Annotated in this window: 18 protein-coding genes and 6 pseudogenes; 21 read left to right on the top strand and 3 right to left on the bottom strand. The window is 74.8% G+C overall.

The annotated features are described in order from the left end of the window. Positions 1-79: 79 nt before the first annotated feature. The 3 genes and pseudogenes from disA to BJF81_RS20765 all read right to left on the bottom strand — a co-directional run bounded on the left by disA (position 80) and on the right by BJF81_RS20765 (position 3,218). Positions 80-1,160, bottom strand: a pseudogene (gene disA, locus BJF81_RS03630) (DNA integrity scanning diadenylate cyclase DisA). A 59-nt stretch (positions 1,161-1,219) separates the two neighbouring features. Further along, positions 1,220-2,674 carry a DNA repair protein RadA gene (gene radA, locus BJF81_RS03625; protein ID WP_075957192.1) on the bottom strand — a complete coding sequence of 485 codons (1,455 nt, stop codon included), beginning with the start codon at positions 2,672-2,674 and terminating at the stop codon, positions 1,220-1,222. 55 nt (positions 2,675-2,729) lie between these two features. Beyond that, positions 2,730-3,218 (bottom strand): hypothetical protein, encoded by a 489-nt coding sequence (locus BJF81_RS20765; RefSeq protein WP_342447064.1) that lies wholly within the window; start codon positions 3,216-3,218, stop codon positions 2,730-2,732. A gap of 309 nt (positions 3,219-3,527) precedes the next feature. Between BJF81_RS20765 and BJF81_RS03615 the strand changes: the two are divergent. The 21 genes and pseudogenes from BJF81_RS03615 to BJF81_RS18980 all read left to right on the top strand — a co-directional run bounded on the left by BJF81_RS03615 (position 3,528) and on the right by BJF81_RS18980 (position 21,494). After that, positions 3,528-4,465, top strand: a pseudogene (locus BJF81_RS03615) (Ppx/GppA phosphatase family protein). After that, positions 4,458-5,276 (top strand): sugar phosphate isomerase/epimerase family protein, encoded by an 819-nt coding sequence (locus tag BJF81_RS03610; protein WP_075957191.1) that lies wholly within the window; start codon positions 4,458-4,460, stop codon positions 5,274-5,276. The pseudogene BJF81_RS03615 and the gene BJF81_RS03610 overlap by 8 nt, the downstream one beginning before the upstream one ends. A 9-nt stretch (positions 5,277-5,285) precedes the next feature. Continuing rightward, a pseudogene (locus BJF81_RS03605) lies at positions 5,286-6,107 on the top strand (proline dehydrogenase family protein); the annotation flags it as partial. A gap of 272 nt (positions 6,108-6,379) precedes the next feature. After that, complete coding sequence (proC, locus tag BJF81_RS03600) at positions 6,380-7,060, top strand: pyrroline-5-carboxylate reductase (protein ID WP_342447063.1); 681 nt, start codon at positions 6,380-6,382, stop codon at positions 7,058-7,060. An 85-nt stretch (positions 7,061-7,145) separates the two neighbouring features. Next, complete coding sequence (locus BJF81_RS03595) at positions 7,146-7,685, top strand: GNAT family N-acetyltransferase (RefSeq protein WP_075957190.1); 540 nt, start codon at positions 7,146-7,148, stop codon at positions 7,683-7,685. A 51-nt stretch (positions 7,686-7,736) separates the two neighbouring features. Then, a pseudogene (locus tag BJF81_RS03590) lies at positions 7,737-8,923 on the top strand (acetoin utilization protein AcuC). A 180-nt stretch (positions 8,924-9,103) separates the two neighbouring features. Beyond that, positions 9,104-9,304, top strand: a complete 201-nt coding sequence (locus BJF81_RS03585; protein ID WP_075957189.1) for a helix-turn-helix domain-containing protein — start codon at positions 9,104-9,106, stop codon at positions 9,302-9,304. Between the two features lie 235 nt (positions 9,305-9,539). Then, complete coding sequence (locus BJF81_RS03580) at positions 9,540-9,638, top strand: 30S ribosomal protein bS22 (protein WP_003792170.1); 99 nt, start codon at positions 9,540-9,542, stop codon at positions 9,636-9,638. A gap of 93 nt (positions 9,639-9,731) precedes the next feature. Then, positions 9,732-10,064: a glutaredoxin family protein gene (locus BJF81_RS03575; protein WP_075957188.1), complete on the top strand. Its 333-nt coding sequence runs from the start codon at positions 9,732-9,734 to the stop codon at positions 10,062-10,064. An 86-nt stretch (positions 10,065-10,150) separates the two neighbouring features. Continuing rightward, positions 10,151-10,816, top strand: coding sequence for a redox-sensing transcriptional repressor Rex (locus BJF81_RS03570; RefSeq protein ID WP_075957187.1), 666 nt, complete (start codon positions 10,151-10,153; stop codon positions 10,814-10,816). Continuing rightward, a pseudogene (locus BJF81_RS03560) lies at positions 10,813-12,206 on the top strand (glutamyl-tRNA reductase). The gene BJF81_RS03570 and the pseudogene BJF81_RS03560 overlap by 4 nt, the downstream one beginning before the upstream one ends. Continuing rightward, complete coding sequence (hemC, locus tag BJF81_RS03555; protein WP_075957184.1) at positions 12,203-13,198, top strand: hydroxymethylbilane synthase; 996 nt, start codon at positions 12,203-12,205, stop codon at positions 13,196-13,198. The pseudogene BJF81_RS03560 and the gene hemC overlap by 4 nt, the downstream one beginning before the upstream one ends. 3 nt (positions 13,199-13,201) lie before the next feature. Next, positions 13,202-14,862, top strand: a pseudogene (locus tag BJF81_RS03550) (uroporphyrinogen-III synthase). Continuing rightward, the gene (gene hemB / locus BJF81_RS03545) at positions 14,859-15,902 is read left to right on the top strand and encodes a porphobilinogen synthase (RefSeq protein ID WP_075957183.1); all 1,044 of its coding nucleotides are present in this window, start codon (positions 14,859-14,861) and stop codon (positions 15,900-15,902) included. Before BJF81_RS03550 ends, hemB begins: the two are co-directional and overlap by 4 nt. Then, a complete protein-coding gene (locus tag BJF81_RS03540; RefSeq protein WP_075957182.1) occupies positions 15,874-16,374 on the top strand; it encodes a MarR family winged helix-turn-helix transcriptional regulator in 501 nt (166 codons plus the stop codon). The genes hemB and BJF81_RS03540 overlap by 29 nt, the downstream gene beginning before the upstream one ends. Before the next feature lie 22 nt (positions 16,375-16,396). Continuing rightward, positions 16,397-17,713 (top strand): glutamate-1-semialdehyde 2,1-aminomutase, encoded by a 1,317-nt coding sequence (gene hemL / locus BJF81_RS03535; RefSeq protein ID WP_075957181.1) that lies wholly within the window; start codon positions 16,397-16,399, stop codon positions 17,711-17,713. Positions 17,714-17,755: 42 nt separating this feature from the next. Then, a complete protein-coding gene (locus BJF81_RS03530; protein WP_075957180.1) occupies positions 17,756-18,457 on the top strand; it encodes a histidine phosphatase family protein in 702 nt (233 codons plus the stop codon). Next, the gene (locus tag BJF81_RS03525; RefSeq protein ID WP_075957179.1) at positions 18,454-19,053 is read left to right on the top strand and encodes a TlpA family protein disulfide reductase; all 600 of its coding nucleotides are present in this window, start codon (positions 18,454-18,456) and stop codon (positions 19,051-19,053) included. Before BJF81_RS03530 ends, BJF81_RS03525 begins: the two co-directional genes overlap by 4 nt. Beyond that, positions 19,050-19,835: a cytochrome c biogenesis CcdA family protein gene (locus BJF81_RS03520; RefSeq protein WP_075957178.1), complete on the top strand. Its 786-nt coding sequence runs from the start codon at positions 19,050-19,052 to the stop codon at positions 19,833-19,835. The genes BJF81_RS03525 and BJF81_RS03520 overlap by 4 nt, the downstream gene beginning before the upstream one ends. Before the next feature lie 2 nt (positions 19,836-19,837). Beyond that, the gene (locus BJF81_RS18985; RefSeq protein WP_237769992.1) at positions 19,838-20,830 is read left to right on the top strand and encodes a cytochrome c biogenesis protein ResB; all 993 of its coding nucleotides are present in this window, start codon (positions 19,838-19,840) and stop codon (positions 20,828-20,830) included. After that, a complete protein-coding gene (locus BJF81_RS18980; protein ID WP_237769991.1) occupies positions 20,814-21,494 on the top strand; it encodes a cytochrome c biogenesis protein ResB in 681 nt (226 codons plus the stop codon). Before BJF81_RS18985 ends, BJF81_RS18980 begins: the two co-directional genes overlap by 17 nt. The last annotated feature ends 87 nt before the right edge of the window (positions 21,495-21,581 follow it).

Genomic DNA, 21,581 nt, shown 5'->3' with positions numbered 1-21,581 from the left:
TGCCCGTGCAGCCGGTCGAGGTCCGGGCCGCCGGGGACGTGGGCGTCGTCGACGGTCCGGCGGCCGTGGGGCCAGGCGGTCAGGAGTAACGCTCCAGGATCGAGGACTCCGCCAGGCGGGACAGGCCCTCGCGGACCGCCCGGGCCCTGGCCTCCCCGACGCCGTCGACCTGCTGCAGGTCCTCCAGGCCCGCGCTGAGCAGCGCCTGGAAGCTGCCGAAGTGGTCAACGAGCCGCTCGACGATCGCCCCCGGCAGGCGGGGTATGCGGTGCAGGAGGCGGTAGCCCAACGGGCTGAGGCTGTGGTGGTCCATCCCGTCCCCGATGACCGTGATGCCCAGGCAGCGGGCGACCGCGGTGAGGTCGAGCAGCTCGGCGGGGTCGAGCCGGGACAGGGAGTCGAGCACGTCCAGGGGCTCGCGGATCGCCTCGGCCGCGGCGGCGTAGTCCCGGATGACCAGCTCGCGGTCCCGCCCGATGCCGCCCGTCAGCTCCTCCAGCTGGAGCCCGACCAGGCGTCCGTCGACGCCGAGCTCGACGACGTACTGCTCGATCTCGGCGCTGATGCGGCGCACCATCTCCAGGCGCTGCAGCACCGAGGCGACCTCCCGGATCGTGACCAGGTCCTCGATCTCCAGCGCCGAGAGGTTGGCGGTGACCTCGTCCAGCCGGGAGCGGTAGCGCTCCAGGGTCTGCAGGGCCTGGTTGGCCTGGGCCAGGATCTGGGCCCTCGGCTCCAGGACGTGGCGGGTCGAGCCACGTAGAGGGCGATGATCGACATCGACTGGCTGACCGAGATGACCGGCAGCTGGGTCTGCTTGGCCACCCGTTCGGCCGTGCGGTGGCGGGTGCCGCTCTCGCGGGTCTCGATGGAGGGGTCGGGCACGAGCTGGGTGGCCGCCCGCAGGATCCGGCTGCGTCGCGGTTGAGCACGATGGCGCCGTCCATCTTCGCCAGCTCGCGCAGCCGGGTGGCCGAGAACTCCACGTCGAGCTCGAAGCCGCCGCTGCTGATCGACTCCACCGTGCGGTCGCTGCCCAGCACGATGAGCGCCCCGGTGCTGCCCCGGAGAATGCGCTCGAGGCCGTCGTGCAGGTCGGTGCCGGGTGCCACCGCGGCGAGCGTGGCCCGCAGCAGGTCCTCGTCGGTGCGCTCAGCCATCGGTCCTCACCTTCCGGCGGGTCTGGCCGGGGGCCCGCCTGTTCGTCCCCGCGACGATCCTATGCGTCCCGGGCGGCGACCGTCTCGACCGGCCGACCGGAACCGTCCATGGGCACGGTCGACCTGGCCGTGGCACCGGCGGCCCTGGCCGCCCGGTCGACGAGCGCGACGGCCTCGGCCAGCGTGGCCACCTCGTGCACGCGCATCCCCGGGGGCGGCCCGCCCTCGCTCAACGAACCGGTCGGGACGACCGCCTCGGTGAACCCGATGCGCGCGGCCTCGGCGAGCCGCCGTGGCAGGCCGGTCACCGGTCGCAGGTCGCCGGCCAGACCCACCTCGCCGACCGCGAGGGTGCCGACCGGCAGGGGGAGGTCGACCAGCGCGCCCGTGAGCGCCAGCGCCAGGGCCAGGTCGGCCGCGGGCTCGGTCAGCCGGACCCCGCCCACCGTGCTCGCGTAGCAGTCGTGCCGGCCGAGCGGCACCCCGGCCCGCTGGCCGAGGACCGCCAGCACCATCGCCAGCCGGGAGGAGTCCAGGCCGCTGGTGGTGCGTCGCGGGGAGCCGGCCGCCGCCTCGCTGACGAGGGCCTGCAGCTCGGCCACGAGGGGCCGGCGCCCCTCGAGGGTGACCGTGACGCAGGTCCCCGGCACGGGTCGGTCACGACTGGTCAGGAAGAGCCCGCTGGGGTCGGGCAGCCCGGTGATGCCGCCGTCGCCCAGGTCGAAGCAGCCGACCTCGTCGGTCGGGCCGAAGCGGTTCTTCGCGGCCCGGACCAGCCGCAGGCGGGAGTGGCGTTCGCCCTCGAACTGGACGACGACGTCCACGAGGTGCTCGAGCACCCGCGGCCCGGCGATCGACCCGTCCTTGGTGACGTGCCCGATGAGCACGGCCGCGATGCCGCGGGACTTGGCGGCCTGGATGAGGGCGGCGGCGACCTCGCGGACCTGGCCCACGTTGCCGGGCGCCCCCTCCACCTCGGCCGAGGCCACGGTCTGCACGGAGTCCACGACGAGCAGCTCGGGGTCGGTCTGCTCCACCTGCCCCAGGATCGTGGCCAGGTCGGTCTCGGCGGCGAGGTAGAGCGTGTCCGCGAGGGCGCCGATCCGCTCGGCGCGGAGCTTGACCTGCGCGGCCGACTCCTCCCCGGAGACGTAGAGCACGCGCCGTCCGTCCCGGGCGGCCCGGGCGGCGACGTCGAGGGCCAGCGTGGACTTGCCGATCCCGGGCTCGCCGGCCATGAGGACGACCGCCCCCGGGACGAGGCCACCACCCAGGACCCGGTCGAACTCCCCGACCCCCGTCGGCCGTGCTCGGGCGGTCCGGGCGTCGACGTCGGCGATCGGGCGGGCCGGCCGGGGCGGCGGCTGGGCGGACGTGCGCACCGCCGCCGGTGCGCCCTGCTCCACCACGGTGCCCCAGGCCTGGCACTCCCCGCACCGGCCGACCCACTTCACGGTCGTCCAGCCGCACTCGGTGCACCGGTACGTCGGTCTGGTCCCGCTCCTGCTCGCCACCCGGCCAGCGTAGGGGCCGCGACCGACAGGCCCTGCCCGTCGGGCCATCCCCCCGTCAGTCCGTCCGGCCCCTCCCGCCCCCGGTCCCGCGGGCAGCCTCGGTGGCCGGGTGCACCAGGAGGGGCAGCCGGCGGCGCTCGTGCTCCTCGCAGAACCGGGCGAGCACGGCATACGCCTCGGCCCCGAGGAGCTCCACCAGCTCGGCCCGCAGGGACCGCCAGACCGGTTCGGCGGCGGTGTGCGCGTCGGGGGACCCGGTGCAGTACCAGTCCAGGTCGTGCCCGCCGGGACCCCACGACCGGCGGTCGAACTCGGTGACCGTCACCTCCAGGTAGGCCTGGCCGTCGGGCAGCTCCACCTCCCGGTAGGACCGGCGGACGGGCAGCTGCCAGCAGACGTCCGGCTTGGTGGTCAGCGGCTCGCGGCCCTCGGCCAGGGCCAGCGCGTGCAGGGCGCATCCGGCACCACCGGGGAACCCCGGGTCGTTGAGGAAGATGCAGGCGCCGTCGACGACGCGGGTGGCGGTGGTGTCCTCCTCCGGCACGTGCCAGCCTCCCGGGTCCCGACGGCGTGCTGCTGCCAGACGGAGGCGTCCAGCCGGTCGACGGCGCGGCCCACCCGCTCCAGGTCGTCGACGTCGGTGAGATGGGCCCCGAGCGTGCAGCACCCCGCCTCCGGCCGGGTGGCGTCGATGCCGCGGCACCCCTGGCCGAACAGGCAGTGCCAGCGCGAGGTCAACCAGGTCAGGTCCGCCCTGACGCGCTGCGCCGGTTCCGCGGGGTCCACGAACTCGACCCACGCGCGGGGTGCGTCCAGCGGGGTCTCCGTCACCCCGCCAGGGTAGGGGGCAATAATGACGGGCATGCGCCTCGGAGTCATCGACGTCGGCTCCAACACCGTCCACCTGCTGGTCGTGGACGCGCACCCGGGCGCGCACCCGCGGCCCGACTGGTCCCACAGCGTGCCCCTGCGGCTGGCCGAGCACCTCACCGCGGACGGTGACATCTCCCCGGAGGGGGCCGCCACGCTGGCCAGGCTCGTCGTCGACTGCGTCGAGGTCGCCGAGAGCCGAGGGGTCTCGCAGGTGATGGGGTTCGCCACGAGCGCCATCCGCGACGCCGGCAACACCGAGGACGTGCTGGCGGGCGTGGCGACCGCCTCGGGCGCGACCTGCAGGTCCTCGACGGCGACGACGAGGCCCGGGTGACATTCCTGGCGGTGCGGCGCTGGTTCGGGTGGTCCGCCGGCCGCCTGCTCATGATCGACGTCGGCGGCGGGTCCCTGGAGCTGGCCGCCGGGCTGGACGAGGAGCCCGAGGTGGCCGTCTCGCTGCCGCTGGGGGCCGGACGGCTGACCCGGGAGCTGGCCGGGGACCCGCCCGACCCCGAGGACGTGCGGGGCCTGCGCAAGCGGGTCCGCAGCAGGATCGCCACCGTGCAGCCGCAGCTGGCCCGGGTGGGGGAGCCGCAGCTGGCCGTCGGGACGAGCAAGACGGTCCGGTCCCTGGCCCGGATCTGCGGGGCGGCCCCGCGGGCGGACGGGCCCTACGTGACCCGGACGCTCAGCCTGGCCGACCTGTCCGGGCTCGTGCCCCGGCTCGCCCGCACCACCGCGGCCGAACGCGCCCGGCTCCCCGGGGTGTCGGCGGCCCGGGCCCCCCAGCTGCTGGCCGGGGCCCTGGTCGTGGAGTCGGCCATGGAGCTGCTCGGCACCGAGTCCATCACGGTGTGCCCCTGGGCCCTGCGAGAGGGCCTGATCCTACGATTCCTGGACGGACTGCCCGATGACTGAGACCCACATCCCGGTCCACCTGTCGACCTCGTCGGTCTACCCCGAGAACGCCGCCTACGCCTTCGACGTCGCCCAACGGCTGGGCTACGACGGGGTGGAGATCATGGTCTGGACCGACCCGGTCACCCAGGAGGCGGGCGCGCTGCGCTCCCTCGCCGAGCTGCACGGCCTGACCATCGGGGCCATCCACGCACCCACCCTGCTGCTGTCCCAGCGGCTGTGGGGATGGGACCCGTGGGGCAAGATCGAGCGGTCGCTCGACCTGGCGGCCGAGGTCGGGGCGGGCTGCGTGGTGGTGCACCCACCCTTCCGGTGGCAGCGGGGGTATGCCGAGAACTTCATCGAGGGGGTCGCCCAGCGGCAGGCCAGCTGGGGCGTGAAGCTGGCCGTGGAGAACATGTTCCCCTGGCGGTCCGGCGTCAACGCGATGCAGGCCTACCTCCCCGGGCCCGACCCGCGGGACTTCCCCTACGGCGACGTCACCCTCGACATCTCGCACGCCGCCACGTCCGGCATCGACCCGCTCGCCCTGGCCCAGGACCTGGGGGACCGGGTCAGCCACCTGCACCTCGGCGACTCGTTCGGGTCGTTCAAGGACGAGCACCTGGTCCCCGGCCGGGGGAGCCAACGGTGCGGCGACGTGCTCGAGCACCTCGTGAGCACCGGGTTCGACGGGGTGGTGAGCCTGGAGGTGAGCACCCGCAAGATGCGCACCGACGTGCGGGAGGAGGCGCTGGCCGAGTCCCTCGCCTACGCCCGTCACCACCTGGGGCAGCACGACCTGCCCGGTGCTCAGCCCCTCCGGGCGTAGCCTGTGCCCATGGACCTCGCCGACCTCAACCCGTCCGCGCTGATGCGCCAGACCCTGCTGGGGATGAGCCGCAACGACCAGCTCCGCTCGGTGATCGAGGCCGCGCCCGTCAGCCGGGAGGTCGTCCGCCGGTTCGTCGGCGGGGTCTCCGACCAGGACGTCATCGGGGTGGCCACCGAGCTGGTGGACACCCGTCGGCTGGTCACCATCGACTACCTCGGCGAGGACACCGTCGACCCGGTGATGGCCGAGCGGACCCGGGACGCCTACGTCGGCCTGCTGCAGGCGCTGTCGGAGGCCGGTCTCACGGCCGACGGCACCGTCGAGGTCAGCCTCAAGCTCAGCGCCCTCGGGCAGGCGCTGGGCAGCGACGGCAACGCCATCGCCCTGGAGAACGCCCGGGTCATCTGCCAGGCGGCCGCGAACGCCGGCACGACGGTGACGCTCGACGCCGAGGACCACACCACGACCGACCTGACCCTGTCGGTGCTGCGCGACCTGCGTCAGGACTGGCCCTGGGTGGGGGCCGTCCTGCAGAGCTACCTGTACCGGACGGAGCAGGACTGCCGCGACCTCGCCACCGAAGGCTCCAGGGTTCGGCTGTGCAAGGGCACCTACAAGGAGCCGGAGTCCGTGGCCTTCCAGGACAAGGCGGACGTCGACCGGTCCTTCGTGCGCTGCCTCAAGATCCTCATGGAGGGTCCCGGCTACCCCATGGTCGCCTCGCACGACCCCCGGATCGTGGAGATCGCCACCGTGCTGGCCGACAAGGCCCAGCGCGAGCCGGACACCTTCGAGTTCCAGATGCTGCTCGGCATCCGCCCTGAGGAGCAGCTGCGGCTGGCGGCCACGGCGCCCGGATGCGCGTCTACGTGCCCTACGGGGAGCAGTGGTACGGCTACCTCATGCGGCGGATGGCCGAACGTCCGGCCAACCTGGGGTTCTTCCTGCGCGGCCTGGCGACGCGGGGCTGAGGATGGGGACCACGATCGCCCTCCTGGCGCCGGGGTCATGGGCAGCACCCTGCTCGCGGCGCTGGTCCGCTCCGGCCACGACCCGCAGGACCTCGTCGTGGCGACCGCTGGGCCGAGCGCGCCGCCCAGGTGGCCGGCGACCACGGGGCCCGGACGGCGGCCTCCGACGCGGCGGTCGCCGAGGCCGACGTCGTCGTGCTGGCGGTCAAGCCCCAGGACATGGCGGCCCTCATGGAGCAGGTCCACGACGAGGTGCGGCCGGGGACGCTCGTCGTGTCCATCGCGGCCGGCATCACCACCGAGTTCCTCGAGCACCACCTGCCCGCGGGCACCTCCGTGGTCCGCGCGATGCCCAACACCCCGGCCCTCGTGGACCAGGGCATGACCGGGATCAGCCCCGGGCGGCACTGCAGCCCCGACCAGCTGGACCAGGCCCGCCAGCTCCTGCGCAGCGTCGGGCAGGTCATCGTGCTGGACGAGTCCCACCAGGACGCCGTCACCGCCATCAGCGGCAGCGGACCGGCCTACATCTTCTACGTCGTGGAGGCCATGATCGAGGCGGGCGTCCTCCTGGGCCTGCCGCGGGACACCGCCACCGAGCTGGTGGTCCAGACGCTGTACGGCGCGGCCACCATGATCCGGGAGACCGGAACGCACCCCACGGTGCTGCGCGAGCAGGTGTCCAGCCCGGGCGGCACGAGCGTCGCCGCCCTCCGCGCGCTCGAGGACCACAAGGTCCGGGCCGCCTTCCTCACCGCGATGGAGGCGGCCGCCCGCCGGTCGCACGAGCTGTCCCCACCCCCGTCCTGACGTCCCCGGAGGGTCCCGGGCGGGCCCCGGTCGGCCCACCCGGGCACCTCGACGGGGCCGTCCGGCCGTGTGACAGAGTAGGGCCATGAACGACATCCGCGTGCGCGTGCTCGATGAGGACGAATGGGCCACCTACCGGGACGTCCGGCTGCGGGCGCTGCGTGAGTCCCCGGAGGCGTTCGTCGCCTCCGCCGAGGAGGAGGAGGCGTTCGACGACCAGCGCTGGAAGGACCGGATGGTCCGCTCGCGACGCATCCTGGCCCAGGACGGCGACGAGGTCGTGGGGGTCGTCAGCGTCGGCACCGGTCACCGCACCAACATCCCCGGGGCCGGCGAACTGTTCGGGCTGTGGGTGGAGCCGCCGCGTCGCGGCAGCGGCGTGGCCCGGCGCCTGATGGAGAAGGCAGCCAGGGTCGGCCGCCAGGTCGGGCTCAAGCAGCTGGTCTACTGGGTCGGCACCGACAACGGCCGCGCGGTCGCGTTCGCGTCCAGCTTCGGCTTCCGGCCCACCGACGACCGCCGGCCGATGCGCATCCGGGGGGTCGACGACGAGGACGCCGACTCCGAGGAGATGATGATGGTCTACCCGCTGAGCGACACCGGCGGCGTCCCCACCTCGCTCTGAGCGGGTCGGGCCCCGACCGGGCCCCGCGCACCGTGGTCTAGCGTGGGCTCCATGACCGGGTCATGGGTGATGTGGGACGAGCGCTACACCGCGTACGACTTCGGTCCCGGGCACCCGATGCACCCCTCCCGGCTCGACCTGACCCACCGCCTCGCCGACTCCCTCGGGCTGCTGGACCATCCGGACGTCGAGGTCCGCCCCGTCCGGGAGGCCACGGAGGCCGAGCTGCTGAGCGTGCACACCCCCGAGCTGGTCGAGGCCGTCAGGGCGGCATCCGCCGACCCCGGGTCGCGACCGGCAGGCACGGCGTCGGCACGGAGGACACCCCCGCCTTCCGCGGCATGCACGAGGCCTCCAGCCTGGCGGTCGGGGGCACCGTGGAGGCCTGCGAGGCGGTCTGGGAGGGCCGCGCCCGGCGGGCGGTCAACATCGCGGGTGGCCTGCACCACGCGATGCCGGAGTCCTCCAGCGGGTTCTGCGTCTACAACGACATCGCCGTGGGGATCCGTCGCCTGCTCGACCTGGGCGCGCGACGGGTGCTCTACCTGGACCTGGACGTGCACCACGGCGACGGGGTCGAGCGCTGCTTCTGGAACGAGGACCGGGTGATGACCCTCTCGATCCACGAGACGGGCCGGGCCCTCTTCCCCGGCACCGGCTTCCCGGGGGACACCGGAGGGGCGAAGGCGATGGACACCGCCGTCAACGTCGCGCTGCCGCCGGGCACGGGCGACGAGGGCTGGCTCCGGGCCTACCGCGCGGTGGTGCCCGCCGTCGTCGAGGCCTTCGACCCCGAGGTGATCGTCAGCCAGCACGGGTGCGACGCGCACTTCTCCGACCCGCTGGCCCACCTGAGCGTCACGGTGGACGCCATGGCCGTGGCGACGGCGTGGGTCCGCGAGCTGGCCGACGGGACCTCGGACGGCCGCTGGATCGCCCTGGGCGGCGGTGGCTACGAGCTCGTCGACGTGGTGCCGCGGGCGTGGACCCACGTCGTGGGAGTGGTCACCGGGCGTCCCGTGGACCCGGTGACTCCGGTGCCGCAGTCCTGGCGGGACCACGTGCAGGAGGTCTACGGGAGGGAGGCGCCGACGCTCATGGGCGACCGCGGGGGCCGGCCGATCCGCTACGGGGAGTGGTCGGAGGGCCACGACCCCGAGGACGCCGTCGACTCGGCGATCATGGCCACCCGTCGCGCGATCTTCCCCGGCTGGGGCCTGGACCCGTACTTCGACTGACCGGCCGTCCCTCCCGTCCCGTCCGCCCCGTCCCGCGTGTCGCGCTGGACACCGGGGTCCCGGACTTCCCCTGCACCCACTTCTGCCCCTAGTGTGTCTTCGACAGCACACGTGGAGGCGGGCCGGAGGGGAAGCCGCGACCGTTCCCACGTCTATACCGAAGAGACGGGAAGCGTCCTAATGGCTGAAGAGCGTCAGCTCGGCGAGATGACGTTCATGACCGTGGCCGAGGTGGCCGCGGTGATGCGCGTGTCCAAGATGACGGTGTACCGGCTGGTGCACTCCGGCGAGCTCCCCGCGGTGCGGGTGGGACGCTCCTTCCGGGTCCCGGAGAAGGCGGTCCACGACTACCTGCAGGACTCCTACCACGGCACCGCCTGAGCGGCGGCCCGCCGGGGCCGGCCGGCCCCGGGGTGTCCGCCCCGTGGTCGGCGTGGCTGCGCCGTTTGGGGCAGGGTGGACCCGCGCGCTAGGCTGGGCCGGTTCGTCGTGCGGGTGAGCGTGGCAGCGATGCCGTCGCCGGTGCCGTCACCTGCCGGTGCCTGGGCCGCGACCCTGGCCGGTCGCCCCGCGTGACGCCGAGGCACGACCCGACCATCGAGACGAAGGACGGCCCATGGGCTCTGTGATCAAGAAGCGCCGCAAGCGGATGGCGAAGAAGAAGCACCGCAAGCTGCTGCGCAAGACGCGTCACCAGCGTCGCAACAAGAAGTGAGCGAACGGCCACGACCGGGTGCGGTCGTGGCCCGAGCCCTGTGACGGCGTCGCCCCCGGGCGGCGCCGTCGTGCTGTCCCGGAAGGAGCAGGTATGCCGTGGTGGCGCCCGTCCGCGCCGCGGGCCGGGTCCGGCCCCCGGGTGGAGGTGGTGACCCGGCAGGGCTGCCACCTGTGCCAGGAGATGATCGACGTGGTCCGACGGGCCGTCGGGCCGGAGGTCCCGGTGCACCTCGTCGATCTGGACGTGGGCCCGGTGCCCGGCGGCGCCCGCGAACGGTGGACGGCCCTCGTGCCCGTGCTGCTCGTCGACGGGAGGGAGGTCGCCCACTGGCGGGTGGACGAGCGCACCGTGCGGGCCGCCGTGGGGCCCGCGGGTCGGAGCCTCCCGGCCCGCGTTTTGGTCCGACGGCGGCGACGACCCTAGAGTGAGGGGGTCCTCGTCGAGCGTCGGTCCCGGTCTGATATAAGGCCCCGCTCGACGTCAGTCATCCGAGAGGAGCCGCTGCGCCCATGACGGCCGAGCCCACCCGACGCGGGGTACCGGAGGCCACCGTCGGGCGACTGCCCGGCTACCTGCGGGCCCTGACCTCCCTGGGGGACGAGGGTCGGGCGTCGGTGTCGAGCGAGGAGCTGGCGGACCTCAGCGGCGTACGGTCGGCCCAGGTGCGCAAGGACCTCTCCAGCCTGGGTTCCTACGGCGTGCGCGGAGTCGGCTACGACGTCCCCCGGCTGTCGGACCAGATCGCCGCCGAGCTGGGCCTGAGCCGAACCCGACCGGTGGTCATCGTGGGCATGGGCAACCTGGGGCGGGCCCTGGCCTCCTACGGGGGCCTGACCACCCGTGGCTTCCAGGTCACCGCCCTCGTGGACACCGACCCGGCCGTCGTGGGCCGACGGATCGACGGCTTGACCGTGACCACCATGGACCGGCTCACGCCCGGGTCGACCCGGGCGGGCGTGGGCGTGATCACCACCCCGGCCGGCGCCGCCCAGGAGGTGGCCGACGCTCTCGTCGAGGGCGGGGTCCGGTCGATCCTCAACTTCGCCCCCGCCGTCCTGAGGGTGCCGCCGACGGTGCACGTGCGGGCCGTCGACCTGGCCGCCGAGCTGGCCATCCTGGCCTTCCACGAGCACCAGCAGGCCCTGTCCACGGCCGACGGGGAGGACGTGGGATGAGCGTCCTCGTCGTGGGGCTGTCCCACCGCACCGCCCCCATGGACCTGCTCGAGCGGGCCGCGCTGGGCCCCGAGGGCGCGCGCGACCTCGCCTCCCGGGTCGGTGCCGGGGAGCACGTCGAGGAGGCCCTGGTCCTGGCCACCTGCAACCGGCTCGAGGTCGTCGTCGAGGCCGGCACCTTCCACGGTGCCCTCACCGAGGTGGGGGAGCGCATGTGCGAGCTCACCGGGATCCCGCGCGAGCAGCTGAACCCCCACCTCTACGTCCACTACGACGAGCGGGCGGTCAGCCACCTGTTCGGGGTCGCTGCGGCCTGGACTCGATGGCCGTCGGCGAGAGCCAGATCCTGGGGCAGCTGCGCGACGCGCTGGCCTCCGCCCAGCAGGACGGGCGGGTGGGGCCGGTGCTCAACCCGCTGCTGCAGCAGGCGTTGCGGGTGGGCAAGCGGGCCCACGCCGAGACCACCATCGACGAGGTGTCCCGGTCGCTGGTGAGCACGGGGCTCGACCTGGCGGCCACCGTCCTGCCCGACCTGGCCGGTGCCCGCACGGTCGTCGTCGGCGCCGGGGCCATGTCCGGCCTCGCCGTGGCCACGCTGGCGCGGGCCGGTGTCCGGGACCTCACCGTGGTCAACCGCACGGCCGCCCGGGCCGACCGCCTGGCCGGCGAGCACGGGGCGGGCACCGGCGACTGGGTGGACGTGCTGGACCTGGCCGCGGGCGCCGACCTCGTGGTGACCTGCACCGGTGCGGTCGGCCACGTCCTGGAGGCCGACGCCCTGCAGGAGGCGCGCGCCGGCGCCGGACGGGTGGACAGCCCCGCCGTGCTGCTCGACCTGGCCCTCCCGCGCGACGTGGACCCGGCGGTGACCGGGATCGACGGCGTGCGGCTGTGGGCGCTGGCCGACCTCCAGCGCGAGATGACGTCCGGGTCCGGCGGCGGCGCAGCCTCCGGGTCCGGCGACCGCGTGGCGGTGGAGGCCGTGCGCGACCTGGTCACCGCCGAGGTCGCCACCTACCTGACCGAGCGTCGGGCCGCCCGCCTCGGCCCCACGCTGGCCGCCCTCCGTGCCCAGGCCGCCCGGGTCGTCGACCAGGAGATGGTCCGGCTCGACCAGCGGGTGCCGCACCTGGCCCAGGACGAGCGGGCCGAGGTGCGCCGGACCGTGCAACGGGTGGTCGACAAGCTCCTCCACACCCCCTCGGTGCGGGTCAAGGAGCTGCAGCACGGTGGTGAGCCGGCCGACTACGGGCAGGCCCTCCGGGAGCTGTTCGACCTCGACCCGGCGGAGCCGGCGGTCGTGCGCACCGCGCCGCCCGAGGTGACCGCCGCACCGATCTCGGAGGCGTCGCTCCCCTCCTCGCCCGCGGACAGGGGGGCCCGTCCATGACGACGACCACGACGACGCCCGCGACAGCGGTCAGCACCTCCGGCCACGACCTGCCCGACCGCCCCCTGCGCCTCGGCACCCGGGCCAGCGCCCTGGCGACCAGCCAGTCCGGCTGGGTCGCCGACCGGCTGCGGGCCGCCGGCGTCCGGGTCGAGCTCGTGCACGTGCGGACCGAGGGCGACGTGTCCCGGGCCAGCCTGCGGCAGATCGGCGGCACCGGCGTCTTCGCCTCGGCCCTGCGGGACGCGCTGCGTGCGGGCGAGGTCGACCTGGCGGTGCACTCGCTCAAGGACCTGCCCACCGCGGCCGAGCCCGGCCTGGTCGTGGCCGCCGTCCCGGAGCGGGAGGACCCCCGCGACGCCCTCGTCGCGCGCGACGGCCTGACGCTGGACGCCCTGCCCAGGGGGGCCTCGGTCGGCACCGGGTCGCCGCGGCGGGCGGCCCAGCTGGCCCTGGCCCGGCCGGACCTGGACGTGCGCGACATCCGGGGCAACGTCGGCACCCGCATCGGCCTGGTGCGCGACGGGCAGCTCGACGCCGTCGTCCTGGCCTGCGCCGGCCTGTCCCGGCTCGGTCGGGCGGGCGAGGCCACCGACCGTCTCGACCCCGACGTGATGCTCCCCGCCGCGGGTCAGGGCGCGCTGGCGGTGGAGTGCCGGGAGGACGACCGGCCCCTCGCCCGCTTCCTGCGCGACGTCCTGGAGGACGCCCCCACCCGGGCCGCCGTCACGGCCGAGCGGGCGGTCCTCGCCCGCCTCGAGGCGGGCTGCACCGCACCCGTCGGCGCCCTCGCCCGGGCCGGCGCCGACGGCGCCCTGGCCCTCACCGCCTTCGTGGCCCTGGGGGACGTCCCCCGCCGCCACGCGGAGACCGGGTCCGACCCGGTCGCGCTCGGCTACGAGGTGGCCGAGCACCTGCTGTCCCGTCCCGACCCCGTGGTCGGCCGCAGCGACGACGCCGCGGCCGGGGGGTCCCTCTTCACCGGAGCGTGAGAAGTGAGCACCGACGCCGCCCCGATCGACACGGCCGCCGAGACGCGGCCCGCCACCTGCGGACGCGTCGCCTTCGTCGGCGCCGGACCGGGTGATCCCGGCCTGCTCACCGTGCGCGCCCGGGACTACCTGGCCGCCGCCGACGTGGTCGTCCTCGACACCGCCGCGCAGGCCGACCAGCTCGCCGCGTGGACGCGGGAGGACGTCGACCTCGTCGTCGCCGACGAGTTGGACGGTCCGTCCCCGACCGAGAGGCGCCGGTGCGAGCTGCTCGTGCGCGCCGCCGCCGCCTTCGACGCACCGTCGCACCTGGTCGTGCGGCTCATGGACGGCGACCCCAGCGCCTTCAGCGGGCTGGCCGCCGAGGCCCTCGCCTGCCGGGACGCGGGCGTGCCCTTCGAGATCGTCCCCGGCGTGAGCACCGCCTGGTCGGTCCCGGCCTACGCCGGGGTCCCGCTGACCACCTCCGAGGGTGGCGGCGAGCTGCACATGATCACTGCCGGGGAGTCCGGTGTCGACTGGTCGCTGTCGGCCCGCGACGACATCACCGTCGTGGTCCTCGGCTCCGGCGACCCGCTCCGGCAGGCGCTGCAGGGGCTGCTCGACGCCGGCCGGCCGACGGACAGCCCGGTGGCGCTGACCGAGCACGGCACCACCACGACCCAGCACACCAAGGTCACCACCCTGGCGGGGGCGATCCAGGCGCTGGAGCGGGGCTGCCCGGACTGCCCCGACGCCTCGGTCGCGGTCGTGGGTCGCCAGGTCGAGCTGCGCGCCGAGCTGTCGTGGTACGAGACCAAGCCGCTCTTCGGCTGGTCCATCCTCGTGCCGCGCACCAAGGAGCAGTCGGTGAGCATGACCGAGCGGATCGCGGCCTACGGGGCCACCTCCTCGGTGGTGCCCACCATCAGCGTGGAGCCCCCCGCGCACCCCCCCAGCAGATGGACCGGGCCGTCAAGGGGCTGGTCACCGGACGCTACGAGTGGATCGGGTTCACCTCGGTCAACGCGGTGCGGGCCGTGCGGGAGAAGTTCGAGGCCCTGGGCCTGGACGCCCGCGCCTTCGCCGGGCTCAAGATCGCCGCCGTGGGCGGGGTGACGGCCGCCGCCCTGCGCGAGTGGGGGCTGGAGCCGGACCTCGTCCCCCAGGGGGAGCAGTCGGCGCTCGGCCTGCTCGAGGAGTGGCCGCCCTACGACGACGTGCTCGACCCCATCAACCGGGTGTTCCTGCCCCGCGCCGACATCGCCACCGAGACCCTCGTCGCCGGGCTGCAGGAGGTCGGCTGGGAGGTCGACGACGTCACCGCCTACCGGACCGTGCGCGCCGCGCCGCCGCCCGCCCCCGTGCGGGAGTCGATCAAGGGTGGAGCCTTCGACGCGGTCTGCTTCACCTCATCCTCGACGGTGCGCAACCTCGTCGGCATCGCCGGCAAGCCGCACCCGAGCACGATCATCGCCTGCATCGGCCCGGCGACGGCGAGGACCGCCGAGGAGCACGGGCTGCGGGTGGACGTGGTCCCGCCCGAGCCCAGCGCCACGATGCTCGTGGACGCCCTGGCCCAGCACGCCCGTGAGGTGGCTGCCCGGGCCCGGGCCGAGGGGCAGCCCGTGCTGCGTCCCAGCCAGCGCCGCACCGCCGGGCGGCGGACCCGGTCCCGCCGATGACCGGGCGCGCGGCCGCCGGCCCGCTCGCCCGGCCGCACGAGCGGCCAAGACGGCTGCGCACCACCCCTGCGGTGCGCCGCCTGGTCGCCCAGACCCGGGTGCACCCCGCAGAGCTCGTGCTGCCGGTCTTCGTGCGCGACGGCATCCCCGAGCCCCGGGGGATCACCTCCATGCCCGGCGTCGTCCAGCACACCCCGGACTCCCTCCTGCGTGCGGCGTCCGAGGCGGTCGCGGCAGGGGTCGGCGGGATCATGGTCTTCGGGGTCCCCGCCGAGGACGACAAGGACGCCACCGGCAGCTGCGGCACGGACCCCGACGGGGTGCTCAACCGGGCCCTGCGGTCCCTGCGTGCCGAGCTGGGGGACGAGACGGTCCTCATGAGCGACCTGTGCCTGGACGAGTTCACCGACCACGGGCACTGCGGGGTGCTGGACGACCAGGGACGGGTCGACAACGACGCCACGCTGGAGCGCTACGCCGTGATGGCGGTCGAGCAGGCCCGGGCCGGGGCCCACGTCGTAGGCCCCAGCGGGATGATGGACGGGCAGGTGCGCGTCGTCCGGGAGGCGCTCGACGCCGCCGGGCACCAGGACGTCGCCGTGCTGGCCTACACCGCCAAGTACGCCTCCGCCGCGTACGGGCCGTTCCGGGAGGCCGTCGGCTCCAGCCTCCGCGGCGACCGGGCGACCTACCAGCAGGACCCCGCCAACCGCACGGAGAGCCTGCGCGAGCTGCGCCTCGACCTGGCGGAGGGGGCGGACCTGGTCATGGTCAAGCCGGCGCTGCCCTACCTGGACGTGGTGGCCGACGTGGCCGCCGTCTCGGACGTGCCGGTGGCCGCCTACCAGGTGAGCGGGGAGTATGCCATGATCGAGGCTGCGGCGGCCCAGGGGTGGATCGACCGCGACCGGATGGTGCTGGAGACGCTCACCTCGATCCGCCGGGCGGGTGCCTCGATCGTGCTCACCTACCATGCGGTGGAGGCGGCCCGACTGCTCCAGGGGGAGGACGATGACCGAGGACGACGACGCCACCCGTGAGGTGCGCTGGCTCGACGACGACGAGCAACGCGCCTGGCGTGCGATCCTGCGCGGGACGCACCTGGTGACGCTGGCGATGGAGGAGGCCCTGGCGCCGCACGGGGTCAGCCTGGGGGAGTACGAGCTGCTCTCCATGGTCGCCGAGGCCCCCGACCGGCGCCGGCGGATGGCCGAGCTGGCCGACCTGGTCGTGCAGTCCCGCAGCCGGGTCAGCCACACCGCCTCCCGGCTGGAGCGCCGGGGCTGGGTGCGGCGGCTGCCCACCGCCGACGACCGCCGGGGGGTGGTGCTCAGCCTCACCGACGAGGGGTATGCCGTGGTGCGCCGGCTCGCCCCGGTGCACGTCGCCAGCGTCCGCGCGGCGCTGCTGGACCACCTCGACCGCGACCACCTGCTGGCGCACGGGGAGCAGATGCGACGCGTCGTCCGGGCCAACCGGGCCTCCGAGGACCAGGCGGGCGACGCCGCCTGAGCGAGGTGGCAGGCTGGGGCCCATGAGTGGCACCGCATACCCCGACGAGGCTCCCGCCAGCCAGGCCCTGCTCGAGCGCGCCCGCGCCGTCATCCCCGGCGGGGTGAACTCCCCGGTCCGGGCCTTCGGCTCGGTGGGCGGCACCCCTCGGTTCATGGCGTCCGGCTCAGGTCCGTGGCTGGTGGACGCCGACGGCCGCCGCTACGTCGACCTGGTCTGCTCCTGGGGCCCGATGATCCTTGGCCACGCCCACCCCGACGTGCTCCGGGCCGTCACCGAGGCGGCCACGGACGGGTTCTCCTTCGGCGCCCCGACCGCCCGCGAGGTGGCCCTCGCCGAGGAGATCGTGCGCCGCGTCCGCCCGGTCGAGTCGGTGCGCCTGGTCAACTCCGGGACGGAGGCGACCATGAGCGCGATCCGGCTGGCCCGGGCCTTCACCGGCCGCTCGGTCGTGGTGAAGTTCGCCGGCTGCTACCACGGGCACGTCGACGCGCTGCTGGCCTCCGCGGGGTCGGGGGTGGCCACCTTCGCGCTGCCCGACTCGCCCGGGGTGCCGCCCAGCAGCGCCGGGGAGACGATCGTGCTGCCCTACAACGACCTCGACGCGGTCGAGGCCGCCTTCGCCGAGCGGGGGGCGGACATCGCCGCGGTCATCACCGAGGCCGCGCCGGGCAACATGGGCATCGTGCCCCCCGCGCCGGGGTTCACCGCCGGGCTGCGGCGGATCACCGCGCGGCACGGGGCGCTGCTGGTCAGCGACGAGGTGATGACCGGCTTCCGCGTCTCGGCCGCAGGCTGGCTGGGGCTGGAGGGCGTCCCGCAGGAGGGCCCGCCGGACCTGTTCACCTTCGGCAAGGTCATGGGCGGCGGCTTCCCGGCCGCGGCCTTCGGGGGGCGCGCGGACGTCATGGCGATGCTGGCCCCGTCCGGTCCCGTCTACCAGGCCGGCACGCTGTCGGGGAACCCGGTCGCCTCCGCCGCCGGGCTGGCGACCCTGCAGGCCTGCACGCCGCAGGTGTACGCCCGGCTGGACGAGGTCGCCGACACCCTGACCGCAGCGGTGGCCGACTCCTTCGGGCGCCACGGCATACCCCACCGGATCCAGCGGGTCGGCTCGATGTTCAGCGTCTTCCTCCGGGAGGGCGAGGTACGCGACTACGACGACGCGCGGGACCAGGACACCGAGCGCTTCGGGCGGTTCTTCCACGCGATGCTGCGGCGCGGCGTGCACCTGCCGCCCAGCTGCTACGAGGCGTGGTTCGTGTCCGCGAGCCACGACGAGGAGGCGGTCGCAAACGTCGTCGAGGCGGTCGAGGGGGCGGCCGCGGACATCGCCTGACCGTCCAGTCCCGTCCCAGGATGCCGTGGGACACTCCGGGCCATGCCCTCCGCCGCCCGCGAACCTCGCGTCCTGCCCGACGGCACCCCGGTCACCACCGTCCACGTGGTCCGGCACGGGGAGGTGGAGAACCCCGCCGGGGTCCTCTACGGGCGGCTGCCGGGCTACCGGCTCTCGGCGCGCGGGCACGAGATGGCCCGTGCCGTGGCCGGGTCGCTGACCGAGCACGACCTCACCCACGTCGTCGCCTCGCCGCTGGAGCGGGCCCAGGAGACGGCGGCCCCGATCGCCGCCGCCCACGACCTGCCGGTCGGGACCGACGAGCGGCTGCTGGAGTCCACCAACCACTTCGAGGGCCTCACCGTGGGCCGCGGCGACGGCGCCCTGTGGCGGGCGCGGCACTGGGCGGCCTACGTCAACCCGTTCACCCCGTCGTGGGGCGAGCCCTACCGCGAGGTGGCCGTCCGCATGCGCGCGGCGCTCGACGACGTGCGCGGGCAGGCCGAGGGCCACGAGGCGGTCATGGTCAGCCACCAGCTGCCGGTGTGGATCCTGCGGCGCTCCATCGACGGCCGACGCCTGTGGCACCACCCCCGCCGGCGGGAGTGCTCCCTGGCGTCGGTGACCAGCGTGCTGTTCCACGGGGCCTACCCCGTCCGCGTCTTCTACGACGAGCCGGCGGCCCACCTGCTGCCCGGCGCCCTCGACGTCACCGGCACCTCCACCGGGGTGATCGAGGAGTGAGAAGGTTCCTCCGCGCGGTCCTCCCCGCGCTGGTGCTCGCCGGGCTGCTGGCGGGCTGCAGCGACGAGGGCGGAACCATCACCGCGCAGATGCGCGAGGGGGACCAGAAGGGCTACGTCGCCGGCGACGGGTCCATCGAGAGCCTGGCCCCCGACCAGCGCAGCACCGAGGTCGCGCTCACGGGAACCACGCTGGAGGACGAACCGTGGGCCATCGAGGACCTCGCCGGGACCGTCGTCGTGGTCAACGTGTGGGGGTCCTGGTGCGGCCCGTGCATCGCCGAGACCCCCGACCTGGAGGAGGTGGCGACCGCGCTGCGCGAGGCCGGGGAGCCCGTGCAGTTCATCGGGGTCAACTCCCGTGACTCCGTCCCCAGCGCCCAGGCCTTCCAGGAGAGGTACGACGTCTCCTACCCCTCGCTGCAGGACGACGGCGGCCGCACCCGCGCGCAGCTGGGCAGCATCGCCGTGGCCACCCCGACGACGCTCGTCGTCGACGGGCAGGGCCGGCTGGCCGCCCGGGTCAGCGGCCAGGTCGACGCCGGGACCCTGCGCGGTCTCGTGGACGACGTGCTGGCGGAGGAGCCTGCAGGGTGAGTGAGCTCGTCCTCTCCGGCCCGCTCCTGGGCGCCGTCCTCGTGGCCGCGCTCGCCGGCCTGGTCTCCTTCGCCTCTCCGTGCGTCCTGCCGCTGGTGCCGGGCTACCTGGGCTACCTGAGCGGGATGACTCCGGCCAGGGGCGGCGCCGCCCCCGGGCCGTCGGGTCGGCCGTCTGCCCCGCGCGGGTCCGAGGTGTGGCGCCCGGTGGCCGGGGCCGCCCTGTTCGTGCTGGGGTTCTCCGTCGTGTTCATCGCCATGAGCGTGGTCATCTCCGGGCTCGGCCTGGCCCTGATCGAGCACCAGGGGGTGCTGCTGCGGGCCGGCGGGGTGGTCGTGCTCGCCCTGGGGCTGGTCATGGCGCTGCAGCCGTCGGTGGCCTGGCAGCCGCGGTGGCGCCCGGCCGCCGGACTGGCCGGCGCCCCCCTCCTGGGCGTCGTCTTCGGGCTGGGCTTCTCCGCGTGCACCGGTCCGGCGCTCGCGGCGATCCAGACGCTGGGCACCTCGATCATGCCGGGGACGGGCCCGGAGGTGGTGGGCCGGGCCGTCGTGCTGGCCCTGGCCTACTGCGCCGGGCTGGGGATCCCCTTCCTGCTCGTCGCCGCCGGCATGGGCTGGGTCTCCCGGGGCTCCTCCTGGCTGCGTGACCACTACCTGGTGATCCAGCGCGTCGGGGGCGGCCTGCTCGTGCTCCTGGGCCTGCTCATGGTGGCCGGGGTGTGGGCCGAGGTCACCGCCTGGATCCAGACCAGGCTCACCAGCGGCTTCACCACGGTGATCTGAGGATGGGCACCGACCAGGGCACCCGGCCCGGGACGACCGACCCCGAGGCCCCGCAGCGGATCGAGCCGTCCTACCCGAAGAACCGCGCGACGCTGGGTGGGCCGCGGCTGGGCCCGGTGGGCTGGGCCCGGTGGGCCTGGCGCCAGCTGACGAGCATGCGCACCGCCCTGGCGTTGCTCCTGCTGCTCGCCGTCGCCGCGATCCCGGGCTCGATCTTCCCCCAGCGCGGCGTGGACCCCGTCCGGGTCCGGCGCTACCTGGAGGACAACCCGGGCGCCGGACCGTGGCTGGACCGGCTCGGGATGTTCGACGTCTACTCCTCGCCGTGGTTCGCGGCCATCTACCTGCTCCTGATGGTCAGCCTCGTGGGGTGCATCCTGCCCCGGTCGGCCCAGCACCTTCGGGCCCTGCGGGAGCAGCCGCCCCGCACCCCCCGACGTCTGGGCCGGCTGCCGGTCCACCGGGAGGCCGAGGTCCCCGCCCCCGCCGAGGAGGTCCTCGTCGCCGCCCGGGAGGTGCTGCGGCGGCGCCGCTTCCGGGTCCGTCCCGAGGAGGACGGCGCCCTCGTGGTGTCCGCGGAGCGGGGCTACCTCAAGGAGACGGGCAACCTCGTCTTCCACCTGGCCATCCTCGGCGTGATCGTCTCGGTCGCCGTGGGCGACCTGTTCGGCTGGCGGGCCGAGGTCATCGTCAAGGAGGGGGAGACGGTGACGACCGGTCCCGCGGCCTTCGACACGCTCGACCTGGGGCCTCTCGTGGACCCCGCCGACCTGCCCGTGTTCTCGCTGCGGCTGGACCGGCTCGACGTCGAGTTCGAGGCGGAGGCCGAGGCGCCCAGTTCGGTCAGCCGCGGGTCTTCGCCGGGGAGGTCACCGTCCAGGAGGGGCAGGAGGCCCCCGTCACCCAGGAACTGGCCGTCACGCCCCGGTCGGCGTCTCGGGCACCTCGGTCTTCCTGCTGGGCAACGGGTATGCCCCCGTGGTCACCGTCCGTGACCCCGACGGCGAGATCCTCTTCAGCGACGCCGTGACCTTCCTGCCCCAGGACAACACCTACTCATCCACCGGCGCGATCAAGGTGCCCGCCGCCGACCCCGGGCTGGGGTTCGCCGGCGGCTTCCTGCCGACGCTGACCTTCGACCCCGAGCTGGGACCCACCTCCGCCTTCCCCGGTCTGGTCGACCCCGCGCTCGTGCTCACCGCCTTCGAGGGGGACCTCTACCCCGAGGGGCGGGCGCAGTCGGTCTTCAGCCTGGAGACCGACACCATGGAGCAGGTGATGCAGGAGGACGGCTCGCCCACCCGGCTGCTCGTGCGCCCGGGCGAGGTCGTCGAGCTGCCCGGCGCCCGGGGCACCCTGGAGCTGGAGAGCGTGGTGCGCTGGGGCGGACTGCTCGTGCGGCACGACCCCGGCCGGATCCCCGCCCTGCTCTCCGCGGCCGCGGCGATGGTCGGGCTCCTGCTGATGCTCGGGGTCCGGCGACGCCGGGTGTTCGTCCGGGTGGAGCCCCCGGCCGGGGAGCGACGGCATACTGGGATCACCGTCGCCGCCCTTCCCAAGGGCACCGACCCCGGGCTCGAGGACCTGGCCGACCAGGTCCTGGACCAGATCGTGCAGGCGGCCGGCGGTCGCGCGACGCAGAAGGACGGAACCGTATGACGAACACCTCCCAGGCCCTGGCCTCCGACTACCTCGTCTGGGGCGCGGTCGTCGTGCTCGCCCTGGCCCTGCTGGCCTTCTCGGTGC

The sequence above is a fragment of the Ornithinimicrobium sp. CNJ-824 genome (genome assembly GCF_001942405.1).
Classification (GTDB): Bacteria; Actinomycetota; Actinomycetes; order Actinomycetales; family Dermatophilaceae; genus Ornithinicoccus; species Ornithinicoccus kibberensis.
The sequence above is the reverse complement of the archived record's forward strand: the minus strand, read 5'-3'. Positions and strand labels throughout refer to the sequence as shown.